Raw genomic sequence first — 17,322 nt, forward strand, 5'->3', positions numbered from 1 at the left:
ATGGTCGATGACGCGGCACGAGACGGCAGGCGCGAGCGCCGACGTGGACGCACCGGCGAGGCCGGCAGCGAGAGCAGCCGCCGGCCCAATTACCGGTTGCTGAAGAACCCGTTCCTGCCGCAGCCGATCTTTTCGGATGACCAGGTGGCTTCGATCCACGACACGGCGCTGCGCGTTCTGGAGGAGCTCGGCATCAAGGTGCTGCTGCCGCAGGCGCGTGACTATTTCGCCAGTGCCGGCGCGCTGGTCGACCCGGATACCGACATGGTACGCATCGGCCGCGACATGGTGGTGGCGGCTCTCGCCTCGGCGCCGAAGTCGATCCATGCCCAAGCCGGCGACCGTTCCCGCGACCTGACGCTGGAACTCGGGTCGATGACCTTCCTGGCCGGGTGCGGCGCGCCCAACGTCACCGATCTCGAACGTGGCCGGCGGCCGGGCACGCTGGCCGATTTCGAGGATCTGCTGCGGCTGGTGCAGCATTTCGACGTATTGCACATGCTAGGCCCCTGCATCGAACCGCAGGATGTCGACAACCGCTTTCGCCACTATGCCGTCAACCGCGCGCAACTGACGCTGTCCGACAAGTTCCCGTTCGTCTTCGCGCGCGGCACGCCGCAGGTCGAGGACGGTTTCGAGATGATCCGGCTGGCGCGTGGCCTGTCGCAGGACGAGTTCCTGGCAAACGCGCATTGCTACACCGTCATCAACACCAACTCGCCGCGCCAGCTCGACATTCCAATGGCGCAAGGCATCATCGATTTCGCCAGGGCCGGCCAGGTCTCCGTCATCACGCCGTTCTGCCTGGCGGGTGCAATGGCGCCGATCACGGTCGCCGGCGCGCTGGCGCTGCAGCATGCCGAGGCGCTGGCGGGCCTGACGCTGGCGCAGATCGTGCGGCCCGGCGCGCCGGTCGTCTACGGCTCCTTCTCCTCCAATGTCGACATGAAATCCGGAGCGCCGGCCTTCGGCACGCCGGAGCATGTCAAGGCAACGCTGGGTGCCGGCCAGCTGGCGCGCTTCACCGGACTGCCCTGGCGGTCCGGCGGCGGCAGTGCCGCCAACATCTCGGACGCGCAGGCAGCACACGAAACGCAGTTCGCGCTGTGGGGCTCGGTGCTGGCCGGAGCGACGATGTGCATCCATGCCGCCGGCTGGCTGGAAGGCGGCTTGAGCGTCTCCTTCGAGAAGATGATCACCGACATCGAGGCGCTGCAGACGGTCGCCGAACTCTGCGCCGCGACGCCGGGCGACGAGGATGCGATCGGCTTCGAGGCGATCGCCGAAGTGCAACCGGGCGGCCATTTCTTCTCGGCTGGCCACACCATGGCGCGCTACCGCACCGCCTTCTACGAACCGCTGGTGGCCGACTGGTCGAACTTCGGCAACTGGACGCAAAGTGGATCGAAGACGGCGAGCGAACGCGCCACCGGGGTCTGGCGGCGCGCGGTTGCCGATTTCGAGCCGCCGGCATCGGCTGCGGCCACATCAGGCGTGCTCGACGAATTCATCGCGCGGCGCACCGAAGAGGGCGGCGCGGCACCGGTTTCGTGAGCGGTAGCCGCGACACCCTTGGGAATTGCGCAAAGCAAGAGAAATGCGCTTTCCCTGGAAAACCGCTTCGCACTTATCCTGGGATTGCTCATGTCGGGTTGTCGAGCGTGAAAAGATCGCTCTCCTCGTCATAGGCAAAATATTCGGCATAGCGAGCCCAGCTGATGACGGCGCGCACCGTCTGGTCGGCATAGCCCTCGGACATGTGGTCCTCCAGTTCGTCGCGGAAGCGGCGGGCTGGCGCCTTGTGGTTGGCGCGTTCGTCGAGCACGCGGCGGATGTGGCCGGCCAGCGGCACATAGGTCGCGAGCTGCTGCGCGAACAATTGCTTGCGCGCGTCGACCTCGCTTTCGGCGAAGCGTTTGCCGGCCAGGGTCAATTGGATGTCGCCCTCGGCCAGTTCGGCAAAGCGCAGCAACTGAAGCGTTTCGGCGATTGGGAACAGGTCATCGATCTCGAGCTGCAGGCTGGCGGCCAGCGGCGGCAGATCGGCATGCCCCTTGTAAGGCGCCGCCGCGACCGCCTCGATCAGGCCCGCGAGCAGGTTGGTCGAAACGCGCGGCAGCACCATGGCGATACCCGAACCCGGGAAGACGCCGTCGCGGGCAGGGCTGCCCGGCTCCTTCCTGGCGGTCATGCGGGCATAGATGTCCTCGACCAGCGCGCGGAACGCCGGATCCAGCCGGTTGCGCGGCTGCGGTAGGTCGATCCTGAGCTCGGCGACGACGCGGCCCGGATTGGACGAGAAGATCAGCACGCGGTCGCACATCAGCACCGCCTCCTCGATGTTGTGCGTCACCATCAGGATCGACTCGATCGGCATGCGGCCTTCCGACCAGAGGTCGAGCAGGTCGGTGCGCAGCGTCTCGGCCGTCAGCACGTCGAGCGCCGAGAACGGCTCGTCCATCAACAGCACCTTGGGATGCACCACGAGGGCGCGGGCGAGCCCGACGCGCTGGCGCATGCCGCCCGACAGCTCCTTCGGATAGGCGTTCTCGAAACCGTCGAGGCCGATCAGGTCGATGGCCGACAGCGCGCGCTTGCGGCGCACTGCCGGCGAGACGCCCTGTGCCTCGAGCCCGAGTTCGACATTCTGCAGGACCGTCAGCCAGGGAAACAACGCAAAACTCTGAAAGACCATGGCGATGCCGTCCGGCGTGCCGGAGACAGCCTTGCCCTCGAAGGTGATGGCGCCCTGTCTCGGCCGGATCAGGCCGGCGATCGAGCGCAGCAAAGTAGACTTGCCGGACCCGGAGCGGCCAAGCAGGCCGACGATCTCGCCGGAACCCAGCGTCAGCCCGACCTGGTCGAGGACGATGAGCTTGCCGGCGCTGCCCTTGTCATAGGTCTGGCAGACGCCATGGACTTCGACGAGCGGCCGGTTCTTGGTGATGACAGCTTGGGTGATGACAGCCTGGTTCATGATCAGTCTCCTGAAAGAGTGGGGGTCAGTCGAGCCGCATGCGGCGTTCGGCGTAGACATAGAGCGGACGCCAGAGGGTGCGGTTGAAGAGGGTGACGAAGAGCGACATCACGGCGATGCCGAGGATGACGCGCGGAAAATCGCCGGCCTCGGTGGCCTTGGCGATGTAGGAGCCGAGCCCGAAGGCTTCGAGCCTGGTGTTGCCCCAGCTTGCCAGTTCGGCGACGATCGAGGCGTTCCACGAACCGCCGGAGGCGGTCAGCGCGCCAGTGATGTAATAGGGGAAAATCCCCGGCAGCATGACGTTCTTCCACCACGACCAGGACCGTATCTTGAAGACCCTGGCTGCCTCCTTGAGATCGGAAGGGAAGGCGCTGGCGCCGGCGATGACGTTGAACAGGATGTACCATTGCGTGCCCAGCACCATCAGCGGCGACAGCCAGATGCTGGGGTTGGCGCCGGTGGCAACGATGGCGATCACCGCGAACGGGAACAGTACGTTGGCGGGGAAGGCGGCGAGGAATTGCGCCAGCGGCTGTACGCGTTCGGCGACCGCCGGCCGCAAGCCGATCCAGACGCCGATCGGCACCCAGATCACGCTGGCCACGGCGATCAGCACGACCACGCGCAGCAAGGTGAGCAGGCCACCGCTGAAGGCTTCGGCCACATCGTTCCAGCCAAGGGTCTGCCTGAGATACAGGACCGTCTCGACCACGCCCCACAGGGCCACAATCAGCACCAGTCCCAGCCAGGCGATGTCGAGCGCGCGCGAGAAGCGGCGCGATGCGGCGGACGCTGCCGGCATGGCACGCTTGCCCAGTCGTAGCAGCATGGCGCGCTGCCAGAGCCATACGATCGGCAATCCCACGGTCTGCAGCAACCGGGCCCGGCGCAGGATATCGTAGACCCAGGAGCGGGGCTTTTCCTGCCCGGCGGTCTGCTCGAAACGGAACTTGTCGGCCCAGGCGACAACGGGCCGGAACAGCAATTGGTCATAGAGCAGGATGAGCACGCCCATGGCCATCACGGCCCAGGCGACGGCCCTGAAATCCTGCTTGTCGATGGCGAGCGCCAGCCATGAGCCGATGCCAGGCAGTTGCACGGTGGTGGTGCCGACGGTGATGGCTTCCGAGGCGACGACGAAGAACCAGCCGCCGGACATCGACATCATCGTGTTCCAGACCAGGCCGGGGGCCGCGAACGGCGCCTCCAGCCGCCAGAACCGCTGCCAGGCCGACAGGCCGAAGCCACGGCTGACCTCATCGAGGTCGCCCGGCACCGTGCGCAGCGACTGGTAGAACGAGAACGCCATGTTCCAGGCCTGGCTGGTGAAGATGGCGAAGATAGCCGCGCATTCAGCGCCGAGCTGGCTGCCGGGAAACAGGCCCATGAAGAAGGTGACGGTGAAGGTCAGGAAGCCCAGCACCGGCACTGATTGCAGGATATCGAGCGCGGGAATGATCACCATCTCGGCACGGCGGCTCTTGGCGGCCAGCGTCGCCACGGTGAAGGTGAAGATCAGCGACACGATGATGGCGGCGAACATGCGCAGCGTGGTGCGCAGCGCGTATTCCGGCAGGTTGGCGAGATCGAGCGTCACCGGCGAGGTGGTGAGCAGTGTCGTTGGCGCGCGCATGCCGGCGGCGCCATGCGCCAGAAGCACCAGCAAGGCCACCAGCATGGCGAAGGCGACGGTGTCGTAGATGTTGGGAGCGATGCGTCCACGCGCGAGGGCCGCGGCCTCGCCCAGGGAATTGCGGTTGTGAGGCAGGAAGATCATGATGGGCCTCCGGATGATGGGCCGATTGCGGTATGGCTTGGGAGAAAGCCCGGATGGTTGCGGGCCTGCGAAAGGCTTCGACCGGGAGGCGGTCGCGCCGGGCGCCAGGGCGCGGCCGTCAGCGCGGAGGTTTGGACGGCGTCGAAGAGGGGCTCAGGCGGCGTGCCGTGGCAGGGCCGTTCGACGACTGACGCCCTCTTCGGAAACGGGTTTTTGCTCCTGCGTCCAGCGGCACTCCAGGCGGCCGCTCACCGTGCCGCGTCGCCAGACGCAGACGAGCCGGGTCGGCGGCATGGTGAAGCCGGCCTCGCCCGCCAGGCCGCGCGTTGTTGCAACAGACGGCCGTACAGTTGAAGCGGAGCGCGCGAAGGGGCGCGCGCGGATGGGAATGACATTGGTGTTCATGGCTCACCTCTCGCGGTCCGGCGGGACGGCAAGGCGAGCCGCAGGCGGGTTATGCCCTGCCGAGGCCCGACCGGCGCCACATGCCGGAAACCAAATCTGTTGATGGGGCCAGTGTCCGGACCGTGCCTGGGGCTTGATCCGGACAGCGACTGGGATAGCTGTCCATAACCTGTTCGATCTCGAGTTGATGCCTCGGTCAGCCGAAGCCACGCCGCCTTACGCCCATGGCTTGCAGCGTGTCAACGCGAGCGCCGGAATCTTAGGTATATGGCTTGATACCAAGGCATAAGGAGGCAGATCCCGTGGAAAGGGACGCGCTGGCAACGCATTGGAAAATAACGGCTTATCCGCCGGCTTGAAGGGGTCAGATTCCGAGCTTGGCGGCCATTTTGATAAGCTCGGCCAGCGAGCCGGCCTGCATCTTGCGCATGGCGCGGGCGCGGCGGACCTTGACGGTGATCTCGCTGACGCCGAGATCGCCGGCGACCTGCTTGTTGAGCCGTCCCTGGACCACCAGCGCGACGACGCCGCGCTCGCCTTCGCTCAGCGTCGCCAGGCGTTCGCGCAGGATATCAATCTCGGCTTTCTGCGCCCGCCGCGACCGGTCCTTGTCCAGGGCGGCGGCTATAGCATCGAGCAGGTCTTGTTCTCGGAACGGTTTTGGCAGAAAATCGACGGCTCCGGTCTTCATCGCCTGCACCGACATGGCGATATCGCCGTGACCGGTCATGATGATCACGGGCAGCGGCGCATCGGAACGAGCGAGCTCTTTCTGGAAGTCCATGCCGCTTTTGCCGGGCAGGCGCACGTCCAGCACAAGGCAGGAGGGGATGTCCGGCCGCGGCGCTCCCAGGAATTCGGCGACCGAACCGAAGCAGCTGATATCCAGCCCGACCGAGCGCAGCAGGCTGTCGAGCGCCTCGCGCATGGCGGGATCGTCGTCGATGACGAAAACGATCTGTTCCGGTTTGCTCGTTTCCGATCCGCTGGCTTGCTTCATTGGTTCGACCCGCGCGATCCTGTCCGGCCTGCCGGCAGCAAAAAGAAGAATGCGGCACCGCGCGGCATTGCCGGCTGGGCCCAGATGCGTCCGCCATGGCTTTCGATGATCGAGCGGCTGATGGCAAGCCCCATGCCCAGGCCCTCGGGCTTGGTGGTGTAGAAGGCGTCGAAGACATGGTCGAGCTGGACGCCGCTCAGGCCACGGCCTGAATCGCGGACTTCGATCACGATCTCGCCGGGCTTGCCGGCACTGGTGACGATTGTCACGTCGCGCTCCTGCTCGCCGCTCGTCGCCTCGATCGCGTTGAGAATGAGGTTGAGGATGACCTGCTGGATCTGCACCGGGTCGGCCTCGGCTCGAGGCAGCTTGCCGGCGAGTTCTGTCCGCAAGGAGACATGGCTTCTGCCGGCCTCGTTCTCCACCAGGGTCAGCGTCTCGGCTATCAGCTGATTGACATCCAGCCGGACGGCCTTGCCGGCTGCCTTGCGCGTCAGGTCGCGCAGGCGCTTGATCAGCTCACTGGCGCGTTCGGCATCCCTGACGATGCGCTCGGCCGCCTTGCCGGCCTCATCCGGGTTGCCAGCCGCCAGCCAGCGCCGGGCGGCGTTGCCGTTCAACACGATCGCCGCCAGCGGCTGGTTGAGTTCGTGGGCGATCGAGGCCGTCAACTCGCCCAGCATCGTCACCCGCGTGATGTGGGCGAGCTGTGCCTGTGCTTCGCGGGCGGACGCCTCGGCGGCGGCGGTGCGCAGCGCCAGATAGGCGGTGACGGCGATCGCCACCAGGCTGATGGCGCAGTTGATCACGCCTGCCGGCACCGAACCCGCCCGCGTGAGGAAAAAACTCAGCACGGTCAGCGCCATGCAGGCCGCCGCGACCATCGCCACGCCGCGCTGGTCGAGATAGCGCACCGCGATCAGGACAATGGCGACATAGAAGACCGCGACCGCGATCTCCAAATTGGTGATCGTGTCGGCGAGGAAGATCGCCGCCGCCAGCAGCACAAGCAGGGCCGGCAGCAGCGGCCGGCGCCAGAGGAGCGGCAAGGATGATCTTCCAGACATGCCGACCTCCTTGCTGCTCGAATTGCCCTGTTTGCGGACAAGAGGACACTAGCGTGCCACCTTTTGGCCCGGCAAGGCGCTGCCATATCGCATTGGAACCACGAATACCCTCGACTTTCGCCTTCGATGGGTCGCCCTGGCATTGGCAATTGGTGCGTCCCGTGCAGAAATGCGCTTCATGCGCGAAGCCTTGATCGCATTGGTGATTTTCCTGTGCCTGGCGGCGTCGGCGTTCGCCAGCATGACGATCTGGCCGAGATTGCCGGCCAGGCATCGTGATGACGACACGAACACGGTGGTTAGGCTCGCCGCCAATCTGTTCGGGGTCATGACCTCGCTGATACTCGGCCTGATGATCAACTCGGCCAAGAACACCTTCGAATCGATCGATCACAACGTGCACGCCTATGCGACGGAGCTGATCCTGCTCGACAGGACCTTGCGCCAGTATGGCCCGGAAACCGACGCGGTGCGCCAACCATTGGTCGCCTATGTGCAGCGGGTGGTGGAGACCTCGTCGCAAGATAGCGAAACGACCATCGCCGCCAATCAGCTGTCCGAACGCCTGCTGACGGAGATTGGCGTGCGGCTGAATGGGCTGACCCCTCCCGACGCTGTACGCGGTTCCCTTCTGCAGGATGGACGCCAGCGCCTGCAGAAGGTGCTGGAACTGCGCTGGGTCCTTGTCGAGCAGTCGGAGGGTACGATTCCCTGGCCGCTGATCGCCATGCTGGTCACCTGGCTGGCGCTGATCTTCGCCAGTTTCGGGTTCAGGGCACCGAAGAATACAATCACCGCCGGAACCCTCATAGTGTCGGCCGCGCTGATCGCCGGGGCGATCTACCTGATCCTGGACATGGATGTGGCGTTCTCCGGACCGATCCAGATTTCGTCGGCGCCGCTGGAAAGGGCATTGGCCGAATTGCAGCGATGATGCGGAACCGGCACCATTCCCAGGCATTCATGGAGTGAACCACGGAGGACGACATGGGTTTCGACCAGTATCACGAGCCGCCTGAAGAACTGCCGCAGAAGGTGCGGACCTTTGCCCGCATGATCACCTCGCTGATCGAGGAGGCGGAAGCGATCGGCTGGTACGAACAGCGCATTTCGGTGGAGAAGGACCCTCAGGCCAAGGCGATCATGAAGAACGCACAAGGCGAGGAGTTCAAGCATTTCGGCATGGATCTGGAATTCCTGCTGCGCCAGAAGAAGGACTGGCGGGCGGAACTGAAGGAAATCCTGTTCACGACGGGCGACATCGTCAAGGCCGGCGAGCGGGGCGAGAAGAAGGTGGATTGATTGCCTTCGCCGGCTTTGCGCGAAGCCCGCAGGGTTCGGTTCACACCGCCGCGACGAACCCGTCCAGCACGCGTTTCTGCCCTGCCTTGTCGAAGTCGATGGTCAGCTTGTTGCCCTCGATGGCCGAGATATTGCCGTTGCCGAACTTCTGGTGGAAGACGCGGTCGCCGACGCTGAAGGCGGACGGCGTGTCGGAGACGGATTTGGCGACCAGTTCGCCGTCGATGGTGCGGCCCTTTACGCTCGTGCGGCCGGCGCCGTAGCCGCTGTCTGTCTCGCCATAGCCGATGCGCTCGACCTGGTGTCCAGAGCGCGAACCCCAGTTGCGGTCTGTCGCCTCGGTGCGGTTGGCCTGCGCGCGCTGCCAGCCGGGCGTAGAATAGGTGTTGGAGAAGGCGCCGGATTTCTCGGTGCCGCCATTGTTGGCGCCAACATTGTCGAAGCGCGACGCGCCGTAGGGGTTCTGGCGGCCGCCGCGGCCGGAGGCGAATGAGCCGCCGCCGTAGGAATTGCCATAGCCGCCATAGCTGTTGCCGCTTTCCGCGACCTCGACATGGGCCTCCGGCAGCTCCTCGAGGAAGCGCGACGGGATGGTCGATTGCCAGAGCCCGTGGATGAGGCGGTTGGAGACGAACCAGATATGCAGGTTCTTCTTGGCCCGGGTGAGGCCGACATAGGCCAGCCGGCGCTCTTCCTCCAGCCCGGAGCGGCCGCCCTCATCGAGCGCGCGCTGGTGGGGAAAGAGGCCTTCCTCCCAGCCGGGGAGGAAAACCGTCTCGAATTCGAGGCCCTTGGCCGAATGCAGTGTCATGATGGAGACGGCGTCCTGCCCGGCATTCTGCTCGGCATCCATGACCAGCGCCACATGTTCGAGGAACGAGCGCAGCGACTCGTACTCCTCCATGGAGCGGATCAGTTCCTTCAGGTTCTCCAGCCGACCCGGCGCTTCGGCCGAGCGGTCGTTCTTCCACATGTCGGTATAGCCGCTCTCCTCGAGAATGGTCTCGGCGAGTTCGGTGTGCGGCTTGGTTTCCAGCGCCTTCTGCCAGCGCTCGAAATTGGCGGCCACTTCGCGCAAAGCGGCGCGCGGCTTCGGCTTCAACTCGTCGCTTTCGGCGAGATTGCCGGCGGCCTCCAGCATCGGAATGCGCAGGGCGCGCGCCGTGTCGTGGATCTGGCGTATGGTGGCTTCGCCCAGGCCGCGCTTCGGCACATTGACGATGCGCTCGAAGGCGAGGTCGTCGCCGCTGTTGGCAACGACGCGGAAGAAGGCCAGCGCGTCGCGGATTTCCATGCGCTCGTAGAAGCGCGGGCCGCCGATAACGCGGTAGTTCAGGCCGAGCGTGATGAAGCGGTCCTCGAAGGCGCGCATCTGGAAGGACGCCCGCACCAGGATCGCCATGTCGTTGAGATTATGCTTCTGGCGCTGATAGGCCTCGATGGTCTCGCCGATGGCACGGGCTTCCTCCTCGGAATCCCAGGCGGCGTGGACATTGACCTTGCCGTCCTCGGGGTCGTTGCGGTCAGTAAACAGCGTCTTGCCGAAACGGCCCTCATTGTGGGCGATGAGATGCGAAGCAGCGCCGAGTATATGCGCGGTCGAGCGGTAGTTGCGCTCGAGCCTTATGATGGTGGCGCCGGGAAAATCCTTGTCGAAGCGCAGGATGTTGTCGACCTCGGCGCCGCGCCAGCCATAGATCGACTGATCGTCGTCGCCGACGCAGCAGATGTTGACTTTGTTTTCGCTCACGGCCGCACGCGAGCTTCGCTCGCGGGCCTCCGCAGGGGCGGCCTGGCCGGCCGACGCCTGGTCGGGCTTGCGGCCTTCGGCCGATCGCAGATCCGTCGACGTTGACCCGCGCCCGCTGTCCGACCGCTGTGCCAGGAGGCGCAGCCACATGTACTGGGCGGTGTTGGTGTCCTGGTATTCGTCGACGAGGATGTATTTGAAGCGCCGGTGATAGTCCTTCAGCACATCCGGATTGGCCCGGAAGATGCGGATCGGGTGACAGAGCAGGTCGCCGAAGTCGCAGGCGTTCAGCGTCTGCAGCCGCTCCTGATAGGCCTTGTAGAGCTCGCGGCCCTTGCCGTTGGCGAAGCTGCGTGCGTCGCCCTCGGGGATTTCGGCGGGGCCGAGGCCCTTGTTCTTCCAGCCGTCGATCATCTGCGCGAACTGTTTGGCCGGCCAGCGCTTGTCGTCGAGGCCCTCGGCCTGGATCAGCTGCTTGATCAGCCGCACGACATCGTCGGTGTCGAGGATGGTGAAGTCGGAACGCAGACCCGCGAGCTCGGCATGGCGGCGCAGCAGCTTCACGCCGATCGAGTGGAAGGTGCCCAGCCACGGCATGCCCTCGACATTGCCTTCGCCGATCAGAATGCCGATGCGCTGTTTCATCTCGCGCGCGGCCTTGTTGGTGAAGGTCACGGCCAGAATCTGCGAGGGGAAGGCTTTCCCCGTGGCGAGAATATGGGCGATGCGGGTGGTGAGCACGCGCGTCTTGCCGGTGCCGGCGCCGGCCAGCACCAGAACAGGACCCTCGGTGGTCTCCACCGCCAGCCTTTGTTCCGGATTCAGCCCCCGGAGATAGTCCGGCGCATTGTTGTGGCCGCCGCGGGCAGCCATGGCGCGCGCGGCAATGCCCGACGGGGCCGTGGGCCGCGCATTGGGTTCGTCGAAAAAGGGCATGTCTTCGGAAAAGCCGGACATCGTCCCCGAATGTAGTGATTCGGTTGGGAAAGACCAGAACTGTCTACGTTTTGTTCCCGGTAAAGCCGCTTATCCGGCCACCTTGGCACGCATGACGCTCAACCCGCCGCGCATTTGCAGCTAGACCGAGCACTGCCCCTGGGCCCTTGGCACAAGCTTGACAGGCGAGGCGGGCGGGAGAAAGTTGTGTGCCGGGCAGGAACGCAATGCCGGGTTGCCCATGGCCGCGAGAAGCGCGCAACAGTCGAAGGAGTATCATCTTGGCTGTAACCATCACCTCCCTTGTTCTCTTTCTCCTCGGTCTGACAATTGGCGCTGGCGGCATCTGGCTGGCCTCGCTGGGCGGCAGCTGGTACTACATCATATCGGGCCTCGCGTTCCTGATCACCGCATGGCTGTTCTACCGGCGCCGCTCCACCGCGCTGTGGCTCTACGCGGCGATCGTGCTCGGCACGCTGGCCTGGGCGGTCTGGGAAACCGGCTTCGACTGGTGGGAACTCGGCCCGCGCGGCGGCATCATCGTGCTGGTGGCGCTATGGCTGCTGACGCCGTGGGCGCGGCGGGGCCTTGCCGGTCCTGACGGGCGCGCGCCGCTGATCCTGGCCGTGCTGGCCTCACTGGCGGTGGCCGGCTATTCGATGACCACGGACCCGAAGGACATCGCCGGCGCGCTTGACACCGACAAGGTGACCCCCAACGCCAATCTCGGCGGCGACGTGCCGGCCGGCGAGTGGCACTTCTATGGCCGCACGCAATTCGGCCAGCGCTATTCGCCGCTCGACCAGATCACGCCGGACAATGTCGCCAATCTGCAGCCGGCCTGGACCTATCGCACCGGCGACGTGAAGGGGCCGGACGATGTCGGCGAGACCACATACCAGGTGACACCGCTCAAGATCGGCGACACGCTCTATATATGCACGCCGCACAATTTCGCCATCGCGGTCGACGCCGCGACCGGCAAGGAAAAATGGCGCTACGACCCCAAGATCAAGCTCGACAAGGACCGCCAGCACCAGACCTGCCGCGGCGTGTCCTATTATGCCGATGCCGCCGGCGCCGCCGGCCAGCCTTGCGCGACCCGCGTCTACCTGCCGACCTCGGATGCCCGGCTGATCGCGCTCGACGCCGCCAACGGGCAGGTCTGTCCCGCCTTCGCCGAGGCCGGCACACTCAATCTCTTGACCAACATGCCATACCCCAAATCAGGCTATTACTATTCGACCTCGGCGCCGCTGATCGCGGGCGGCAAGATCATCGTCGGCGGCGCGGTCAACGACAATTATTCGACGCAGGAGCCGTCGGGCGTTATCCGCGCCTATGATGCGAGCACGGGCAAGCTGCTGTGGAACTGGGATTCCGGCAATCCGGACCAGACGACGCCGCTGCCGGCCGGCCAGACCTACACCGCCAACTCGCCCAACATGTGGTCGACGCCGAGCGCCGACGAGAAGCTTGGCCTGCTTTACGTGCCGCTCGGCAACCAGACGCCGGACCAGCTCGGCGCTGGACGCAGCGCCAATGTCGAGAAGTTCTCCTCCTCGATCACCGCGCTCGATCTCAATACCGGGCAGTTGAAATGGGTGCGGCAGACGGTGCACCACGACCTGTGGGACATGGACGTGCCGGCGCAGCCGAGCCTGATCGACATCACCAAGGCCGACGGCACGATCGTGCCCGCGCTGGTCGGGCCGACCAAGCAGGGCGACCTCTATGTGCTCGACCGGCGCACCGGCGAGCCGGTAATCGCGGTCAAGGAAGTGCCGGCGCCCGGCGGCGCCATCGAGGGCGACCATGCGTCGCCGACGCAGCCTTCGTCCGATCTCTCCTTCAACCCGAAGCCGCTGATCGAAGCCGACATGTGGGGGATCACCATGTTCGACCAGCTGGCCTGCCGCATCGCCTTCCACAAACTGCGCTACGAAGGCCGCTATACGCCGCCCTCGGTGCAGGGATCGCTGATCTATCCCGGTAATTTCGGCACCTTCAACTGGGGTGGCGTGGCGGTCGATCCGGTGCGGCAGGTGATGTTCGGCATGCCGACCTATCTCGCCTTCACGTCCAGGCTCGTTCCGCGCGCCGACGTGCCGGCGCCGGGCGACGACACCAAGGGCAGCGAGCACGGGCTCAACCGCAATGAAGGCGCGCCCTATGCGGTTGTGATGGGGCCGTTCCTGTCTCCCCTCGGCGTTCCCTGCCAGGCGCCACCGTGGGGGTATGTCGCCGGGGTGGATCTCAGGACCGGCACGATCAACTACAAGCACCGCAACGGCACCGTCTACGACATGACGCCACTGCCGCTGCCGCTGAAGGTCGGGGTGCCCGGCATTGGCGGGCCGATGATCACCGCCGGTGGCGTCGCCTTCCTTGGTGCCGCGGTCGACGATTATCTGCGCGCCTACGACCTGACGTCGGGCAAGGAGCTCTGGCGGGCGCGGCTGCCTGCCGGCGGTCAGTCGACGCCGATGACCTATACGGTCGCCGACGGACGCCAGTTCGTGGTCATCGTCGCCGGCGGCCACGGCTCGGTCGGCACCAAGCCAGGGGATTATGTGATGGCTTACGCGCTGCCCAAGTAGGCAGTGGGTTGCCTAGGGGCAAGCTCGGCGAATTGACGATCAGCCGAGCCCGAGATGGCTTTTCAGGCTGGGCACCGAGCCCAGCACCTGGTTGGTCAGATCGGGGCCGGCCGCGGCTTCGGCTTGCTGGACCAGCGTCTCGCCAGCCTTCTGGATCTGCGCCAGATCGAGGCCGGATGCCTTGAGGGCAGCGAGGCCGTTGACCAGCGCGCCCGCCTTCTCGCCGAGAACGCCGCCAAGCGCGCCTTGCAGCGAGGACAGGAAGCCGCCACCGCCGCCGGCAGGGGCGGCGGCCATGACGTCATATTTCTGTGCCAGTGCATCGGCGCCCGGAATCTTGGCGAAGAAGGATGAGGCGCTGGTGCCTTCCGCCTCGTGCTCCAGTACCGAGAAAATGGTGCCGACGACCTTTTCCGTCGTTGCCTGGTCAAGGCCGGCCTTCTGCGAAACGGTGTTCACGATATCCTGTACGTCCATGACTTCACCTCAACCCTTGGTTTTCGTGTTTGCCGGATGGCGCTGGCGGACGCGGACCTTGACCATGGACTTCCGGCTCGCCGCTACAAAGGCCGCGCGCATCGCCAGGATCGCGGCTGCGGCAACGATAAAGGCGGTTGCCAGGATCGGCGAGGGCATGGTCATCGGCGGCTTCCTTTCAGATCGATCCTTTCAGGACCGTGGCCGCGCCATGGGGCGGCCGTATGGTCAGTTTCCCCCACTATTGTGGCGGTGCCATCAAGATTTGTCGTCGATGACAAAATTGTGATGACGCCAATTGGGATGATGGCGCCGCGCCTTGCCGGAGAGACGGGGCGTCACCGCTCCGTGACTGGACGATGCAAGGCCCACCCCTATCTTGCGAACGACGGGACGTCGCATCGAGATAGCGAGACCGAGGAGTGCGCCGATGACCAAATCCACCGCCACCGACAAGCCCGCCATCACCCAGGCGATGATCGACGCCTATGACGAATACACGCATCTGACGCTCGACCGCCGGCGCTTCATGGAACAGCTGACCAGGCTTGCCGGATCGGGTGCCGCGGCGGCCGCGATCGCGCCGATGCTGGCGGCGAACTCCGCCCACGCGGCAATCGTCGCCGACAACGATCCGCGGGTGAAAGGCGAGGAGATCACCTATCCGGGCAGCGGCGGCGAGATGAAGGGCTATCTGGTCAAACCGGCAAACCAGGCCGGCAAGCTCGGCTCCGTCATCGTCATCCATGAAAACAGGGGGCTCAACCCGCATATACGCGACGTCGCCCGGCGCGTGGCGCTGGAGGGGTTCGTGGCGCTGGCGCCGGATTTCCTGTCGCCGCTTGGCGGCACACCCGCCGATGAGGACAAGGCGCGTGACATGTTCACGAAGCTCGACCCGGCGCAGACTGTCGCCAACGGCGTCGCGACCGTCGCTTTCCTGAAGGCCGACAAGGACGGCAATGGCAAGGTCGGCGCCATTGGCTTCTGCTGGGGCGGCGGCACGGCCAACATGCTGGCCGTCAATGCGCCGGATCTCGCGGCGAGCGTCGCCTATTACGGCATGCAGCCGAAGGCCGCCGATGTGTCGAAGATCAAGGCCGCGCTGCTGCTGCACTATGCCGGCCTCGACGATCGCACCAATGCCGGCATCGACGCCTTCAAGAAGGAGCTCGATGCCGCCCATGTCGAATACACGGTCTATGTTTATGAAGGCGCCAACCATGCCTTCAACAACGATACGTCGGCCGCGCGTTATGACAAGAAGGCGGCCGATCTCGCCTGGGGCAGGACGATCGCCTTCCTGAAGGAGAAACTGGCGTAGGACGTCAGGCCGCTGGCGCCCAGACCGCCGCGTAGGCCGGCGACAGGGTGAATCCGGCTGGACGTGTCGAAACCGGAGGCGGGCGGCGCACGCCCTCCTGCAGGTACCGCAACGCCGACGTCAGCCCGTTCATCGTATAGGGCTTGGCGATGACGCCGATAGCGCCGGCGAAATGGTCGGGGATTCGCTTCGGATTGGCGGTCATGAACACCACCATCGAACGTTTCTTTTCGCCGATATAGTGGGCCACGTCGACGCCGGTCGGACCGTCGGTAAGGTGGATGTCGACAAAGGCGATGTCGGCATCCGTGGACTCGACCATGCTTTTTGCTTCCGCCGAAGACGTCGCCCAGCCGACGACGCTATGGCCGGCTTCCTCGACAAGGCTTTCCAGTTCCATCGCCAACAGCGCTTCGTCCTCGACGATCAGGACCTTGAGTGGTTCAGTCATGGGAGTGTCCTTTTTGCTGCGGTTCGTTTGGCATCGAGATCACGACCTTGGTGCCGGGGCCGGCGTCACGCCATTCGATATCGGCGTGCAACTGGCGGGCGAGCGATTTGATCAGCCGCATGCCGAACGAGGCATCGCCATTGGCTTCGGCCATGCCGACGCCATCGTCCGAGACCTCGATGTTGAAATGGCCGTCGGGCTGGCTCATCTTGATGCCGATACGGCCCGCCGTGGTCCCGTCCGGCCCTTCCTTGAAAGCATGCTTCAAGGCATTGGTGACGAGTTCATTGACCATCAGCGCGACAGGCGTCGCCTTCTCTGCCGAAATCACAATGGGTTCGAGCTCAAGGTTCGACTTGATCCCGGATCGCCCCGACGCCGTCAGAAGATCCGTCACCAGGTCCTTGGCGAAATCCGAGACGTCGAACCGGCTGACATCCTTCGACTGGTAGAGCCGGCGATGCACGGTGCTGAGGGCCTCGATGCGCTCCAGCATGGTGGTCAACGAATGCCTGATCGCTTCATCCTTTATGGTCCGGCGCTGCATGATGATGAGCGATGAGATCATCTGCAGATTGTTTTTCACCCGATGATCGACTTCGTGCAGCAAGGTGGTTTGCGCCTCAAGGGCTGCTTCCAGCTCGGCGGTGCGTTCCTTCACCGCTTTCTCGAAGCGATCCTTGTCGGCGGTGATGCGATGTTCCGAGCGCTTGCGATCCGAGACATCGAGTTGCGAGGCGAAAAAGAACTGCACCTCGCCTTTGTCGTTGGAGACAGGGCTGATGTAGAGCGCGTTCCAGAAGGTCGAACCATCCTTGCGATAATTCAGGATGTCGACGCTGACATCGGCGTTGTCCGCGATCGCCGCGCGGATTTGCTCGACAGCGGCCTCGTCGGTTTTCGGCCCCTGCAGGAAGCGGCAGTTCTTGCCCAGCACTTCCTGTCGCTCATAGCCGGTCAGCCGCAGGAAAGCGTCATTGGCAAAGACAATCGGGTTATCAGGCCGCCGAGGATCGGTGATGATCATCGACATACGGGTAGCGCGAATCGCCGCCGCGAACGGGTCGCCCTTGCCATGCTCGACATGAAGGTCATCCGTCATGTGCCAAGCGTCGGCAGGCTCCCTGGTCCGTTTCCAGTCCATGGTGTCACTCCAAGCCGTTTTCGTAGGGGACAACGGCTTAAAGGCGAAATTGGTTCAATCTTAAGCGTCTTGTCGCAGTCAGGCGAGATCGGGAACCGACCCGGCAGTT

General features: G+C 64.8%; 15 protein-coding genes. 5 read left to right on the forward strand and 10 right to left on the reverse strand.

Going from position 1 to position 17,322, the window contains the following annotated elements:
- The gene (locus EB815_RS18605) at positions 1-1,554 is read left to right on the forward strand and encodes a trimethylamine methyltransferase family protein (protein ID WP_056573194.1); all 1,554 of its coding nucleotides are present in this window, start codon (positions 1-3) and stop codon (positions 1,552-1,554) included.
- A gap of 88 nt (positions 1,555-1,642) precedes the next feature.
- On the opposite strand, the gene EB815_RS18610 is transcribed toward EB815_RS18605, so the two are convergent.
- The 5 genes from EB815_RS18610 to EB815_RS18630 all read right to left on the reverse strand — a co-directional run bounded on the left by EB815_RS18610 (position 1,643) and on the right by EB815_RS18630 (position 7,229).
- On the reverse strand, positions 1,643-2,977 hold the full coding sequence (locus EB815_RS18610; protein WP_065005567.1) for an ABC transporter ATP-binding protein: 1,335 nt from the start codon (positions 2,975-2,977) through the stop codon (positions 1,643-1,645).
- A 25-nt stretch (positions 2,978-3,002) separates the two neighbouring features.
- Positions 3,003-4,757: an ABC transporter permease gene (locus tag EB815_RS18615; RefSeq protein WP_056573188.1), complete on the reverse strand. Its 1,755-nt coding sequence runs from the start codon at positions 4,755-4,757 to the stop codon at positions 3,003-3,005.
- A 153-nt stretch (positions 4,758-4,910) separates the two neighbouring features.
- Complete coding sequence (locus tag EB815_RS18620; protein WP_155772524.1) at positions 4,911-5,162, reverse strand: hypothetical protein; 252 nt, start codon at positions 5,160-5,162, stop codon at positions 4,911-4,913.
- A gap of 364 nt (positions 5,163-5,526) precedes the next feature.
- Positions 5,527-6,090 (reverse strand): response regulator, encoded by a 564-nt coding sequence (locus tag EB815_RS18625; protein ID WP_245303378.1) that lies wholly within the window; start codon positions 6,088-6,090, stop codon positions 5,527-5,529.
- A 68-nt stretch (positions 6,091-6,158) separates the two neighbouring features.
- Complete coding sequence (locus EB815_RS18630; protein WP_065005569.1) at positions 6,159-7,229, reverse strand: sensor histidine kinase; 1,071 nt, start codon at positions 7,227-7,229, stop codon at positions 6,159-6,161.
- A 178-nt stretch (positions 7,230-7,407) separates the two neighbouring features.
- Between EB815_RS18630 and EB815_RS18635 the strand changes: the two genes are divergently transcribed.
- Both EB815_RS18635 and EB815_RS18640 read left to right on the forward strand, forming a co-directional pair.
- Entirely contained in the window at positions 7,408-8,163 is a 756-nt protein-coding gene (locus EB815_RS18635; RefSeq protein WP_056573522.1) for a DUF4239 domain-containing protein, read from the forward strand.
- A gap of 53 nt (positions 8,164-8,216) precedes the next feature.
- Complete coding sequence (locus tag EB815_RS18640; protein WP_056573180.1) at positions 8,217-8,531, forward strand: hypothetical protein; 315 nt, start codon at positions 8,217-8,219, stop codon at positions 8,529-8,531.
- Positions 8,532-8,571: 40 nt separating this feature from the next.
- On the opposite strand, the gene EB815_RS18645 is transcribed toward EB815_RS18640, so the two are convergent.
- A complete protein-coding gene (locus EB815_RS18645; RefSeq protein ID WP_056573177.1) occupies positions 8,572-11,238 on the reverse strand; it encodes an ATP-dependent helicase in 2,667 nt (888 codons plus the stop codon).
- A gap of 260 nt (positions 11,239-11,498) precedes the next feature.
- On the opposite strand from EB815_RS18645, the gene EB815_RS18650 reads away from it, so the two are divergent.
- Positions 11,499-13,817, forward strand: a complete 2,319-nt coding sequence (locus EB815_RS18650; RefSeq protein WP_065005570.1) for a glucose/quinate/shikimate family membrane-bound PQQ-dependent dehydrogenase — start codon at positions 11,499-11,501, stop codon at positions 13,815-13,817.
- 39 nt (positions 13,818-13,856) lie between these two features.
- Here the strand turns inward: EB815_RS18650 and EB815_RS18655 are convergent, their stop codons facing one another.
- Together EB815_RS18655 and EB815_RS18660 are read right to left on the reverse strand one after the other, a co-directional pair.
- Positions 13,857-14,294 carry a hypothetical protein gene (locus EB815_RS18655; protein ID WP_056573171.1) on the reverse strand — a complete coding sequence of 146 codons (438 nt, stop codon included), beginning with the start codon at positions 14,292-14,294 and terminating at the stop codon, positions 13,857-13,859.
- A gap of 9 nt (positions 14,295-14,303) precedes the next feature.
- On the reverse strand, positions 14,304-14,459 hold the full coding sequence (locus EB815_RS18660) for a hypothetical protein (protein ID WP_081295088.1): 156 nt from the start codon (positions 14,457-14,459) through the stop codon (positions 14,304-14,306).
- A gap of 265 nt (positions 14,460-14,724) precedes the next feature.
- Here EB815_RS18660 and EB815_RS18665 point away from each other — a divergent pair, with 265 nt between their 5' ends.
- Positions 14,725-15,618: a dienelactone hydrolase family protein gene (locus EB815_RS18665; protein ID WP_056573168.1), complete on the forward strand. Its 894-nt coding sequence runs from the start codon at positions 14,725-14,727 to the stop codon at positions 15,616-15,618.
- 4 nt (positions 15,619-15,622) lie between these two features.
- On the opposite strand, the gene EB815_RS18670 is transcribed toward EB815_RS18665, so the two are convergent.
- Positions 15,623-16,069 (reverse strand): response regulator, encoded by a 447-nt coding sequence (locus EB815_RS18670; RefSeq protein WP_056573166.1) that lies wholly within the window; start codon positions 16,067-16,069, stop codon positions 15,623-15,625.
- The gene (locus EB815_RS18675) at positions 16,062-17,213 is read right to left on the reverse strand and encodes a histidine kinase dimerization/phosphoacceptor domain -containing protein (protein ID WP_056573163.1); all 1,152 of its coding nucleotides are present in this window, start codon (positions 17,211-17,213) and stop codon (positions 16,062-16,064) included. Before EB815_RS18675 ends, EB815_RS18670 begins: the two co-directional genes overlap by 8 nt.
- Positions 17,214-17,322: the final 109 nt, after the last annotated feature.

This window comes from Mesorhizobium loti (assembly GCF_013170705.1).
Lineage (GTDB): Bacteria > Pseudomonadota > Alphaproteobacteria > Rhizobiales > Rhizobiaceae > Mesorhizobium > Mesorhizobium loti_D.

Coding starts and splice junctions, on each gene's coding strand:
- EB815_RS18615 (WP_056573188.1), bottom strand. CDS start 4,757: ATGATCTTCCTGCCTCACAACCGCAATTCCCTGGGCGAGGCCGCGGCC.
- EB815_RS18670 (WP_056573166.1), bottom strand. CDS start 16,069: ATGACTGAACCACTCAAGGTCCTGATCGTCGAGGACGAAGCGCTGTTG.
- EB815_RS18620 (WP_155772524.1), bottom strand. CDS start 5,162: ATGAACACCAATGTCATTCCCATCCGCGCGCGCCCCTTCGCGCGCTCC.
- EB815_RS18630 (WP_065005569.1), bottom strand. CDS start 7,229: ATGTCTGGAAGATCATCCTTGCCGCTCCTCTGGCGCCGGCCGCTGCTG.
- EB815_RS18625 (WP_245303378.1), bottom strand. CDS start 6,090: ATGCGCGAGGCGCTCGACAGCCTGCTGCGCTCGGTCGGGCTGGATATC.
- EB815_RS18660 (WP_081295088.1), bottom strand. CDS start 14,459: ATGACCATGCCCTCGCCGATCCTGGCAACCGCCTTTATCGTTGCCGCA.
- EB815_RS18640 (WP_056573180.1), top strand. CDS start 8,217: ATGGGTTTCGACCAGTATCACGAGCCGCCTGAAGAACTGCCGCAGAAG.
- EB815_RS18645 (WP_056573177.1), bottom strand. CDS start 11,238: ATGTCCGGCTTTTCCGAAGACATGCCCTTTTTCGACGAACCCAATGCG.
- EB815_RS18675 (WP_056573163.1), bottom strand. CDS start 17,213: ATGGACTGGAAACGGACCAGGGAGCCTGCCGACGCTTGGCACATGACG.
- EB815_RS18635 (WP_056573522.1), top strand. CDS start 7,408: ATGCGCGAAGCCTTGATCGCATTGGTGATTTTCCTGTGCCTGGCGGCG.
- EB815_RS18610 (WP_065005567.1), bottom strand. CDS start 2,977: ATGAACCAGGCTGTCATCACCCAAGCTGTCATCACCAAGAACCGGCCG.
- EB815_RS18665 (WP_056573168.1), top strand. CDS start 14,725: ATGACCAAATCCACCGCCACCGACAAGCCCGCCATCACCCAGGCGATG.
- EB815_RS18655 (WP_056573171.1), bottom strand. CDS start 14,294: ATGGACGTACAGGATATCGTGAACACCGTTTCGCAGAAGGCCGGCCTT.
- EB815_RS18605 (WP_056573194.1), top strand. CDS start 1: ATGGTCGATGACGCGGCACGAGACGGCAGGCGCGAGCGCCGACGTGGA.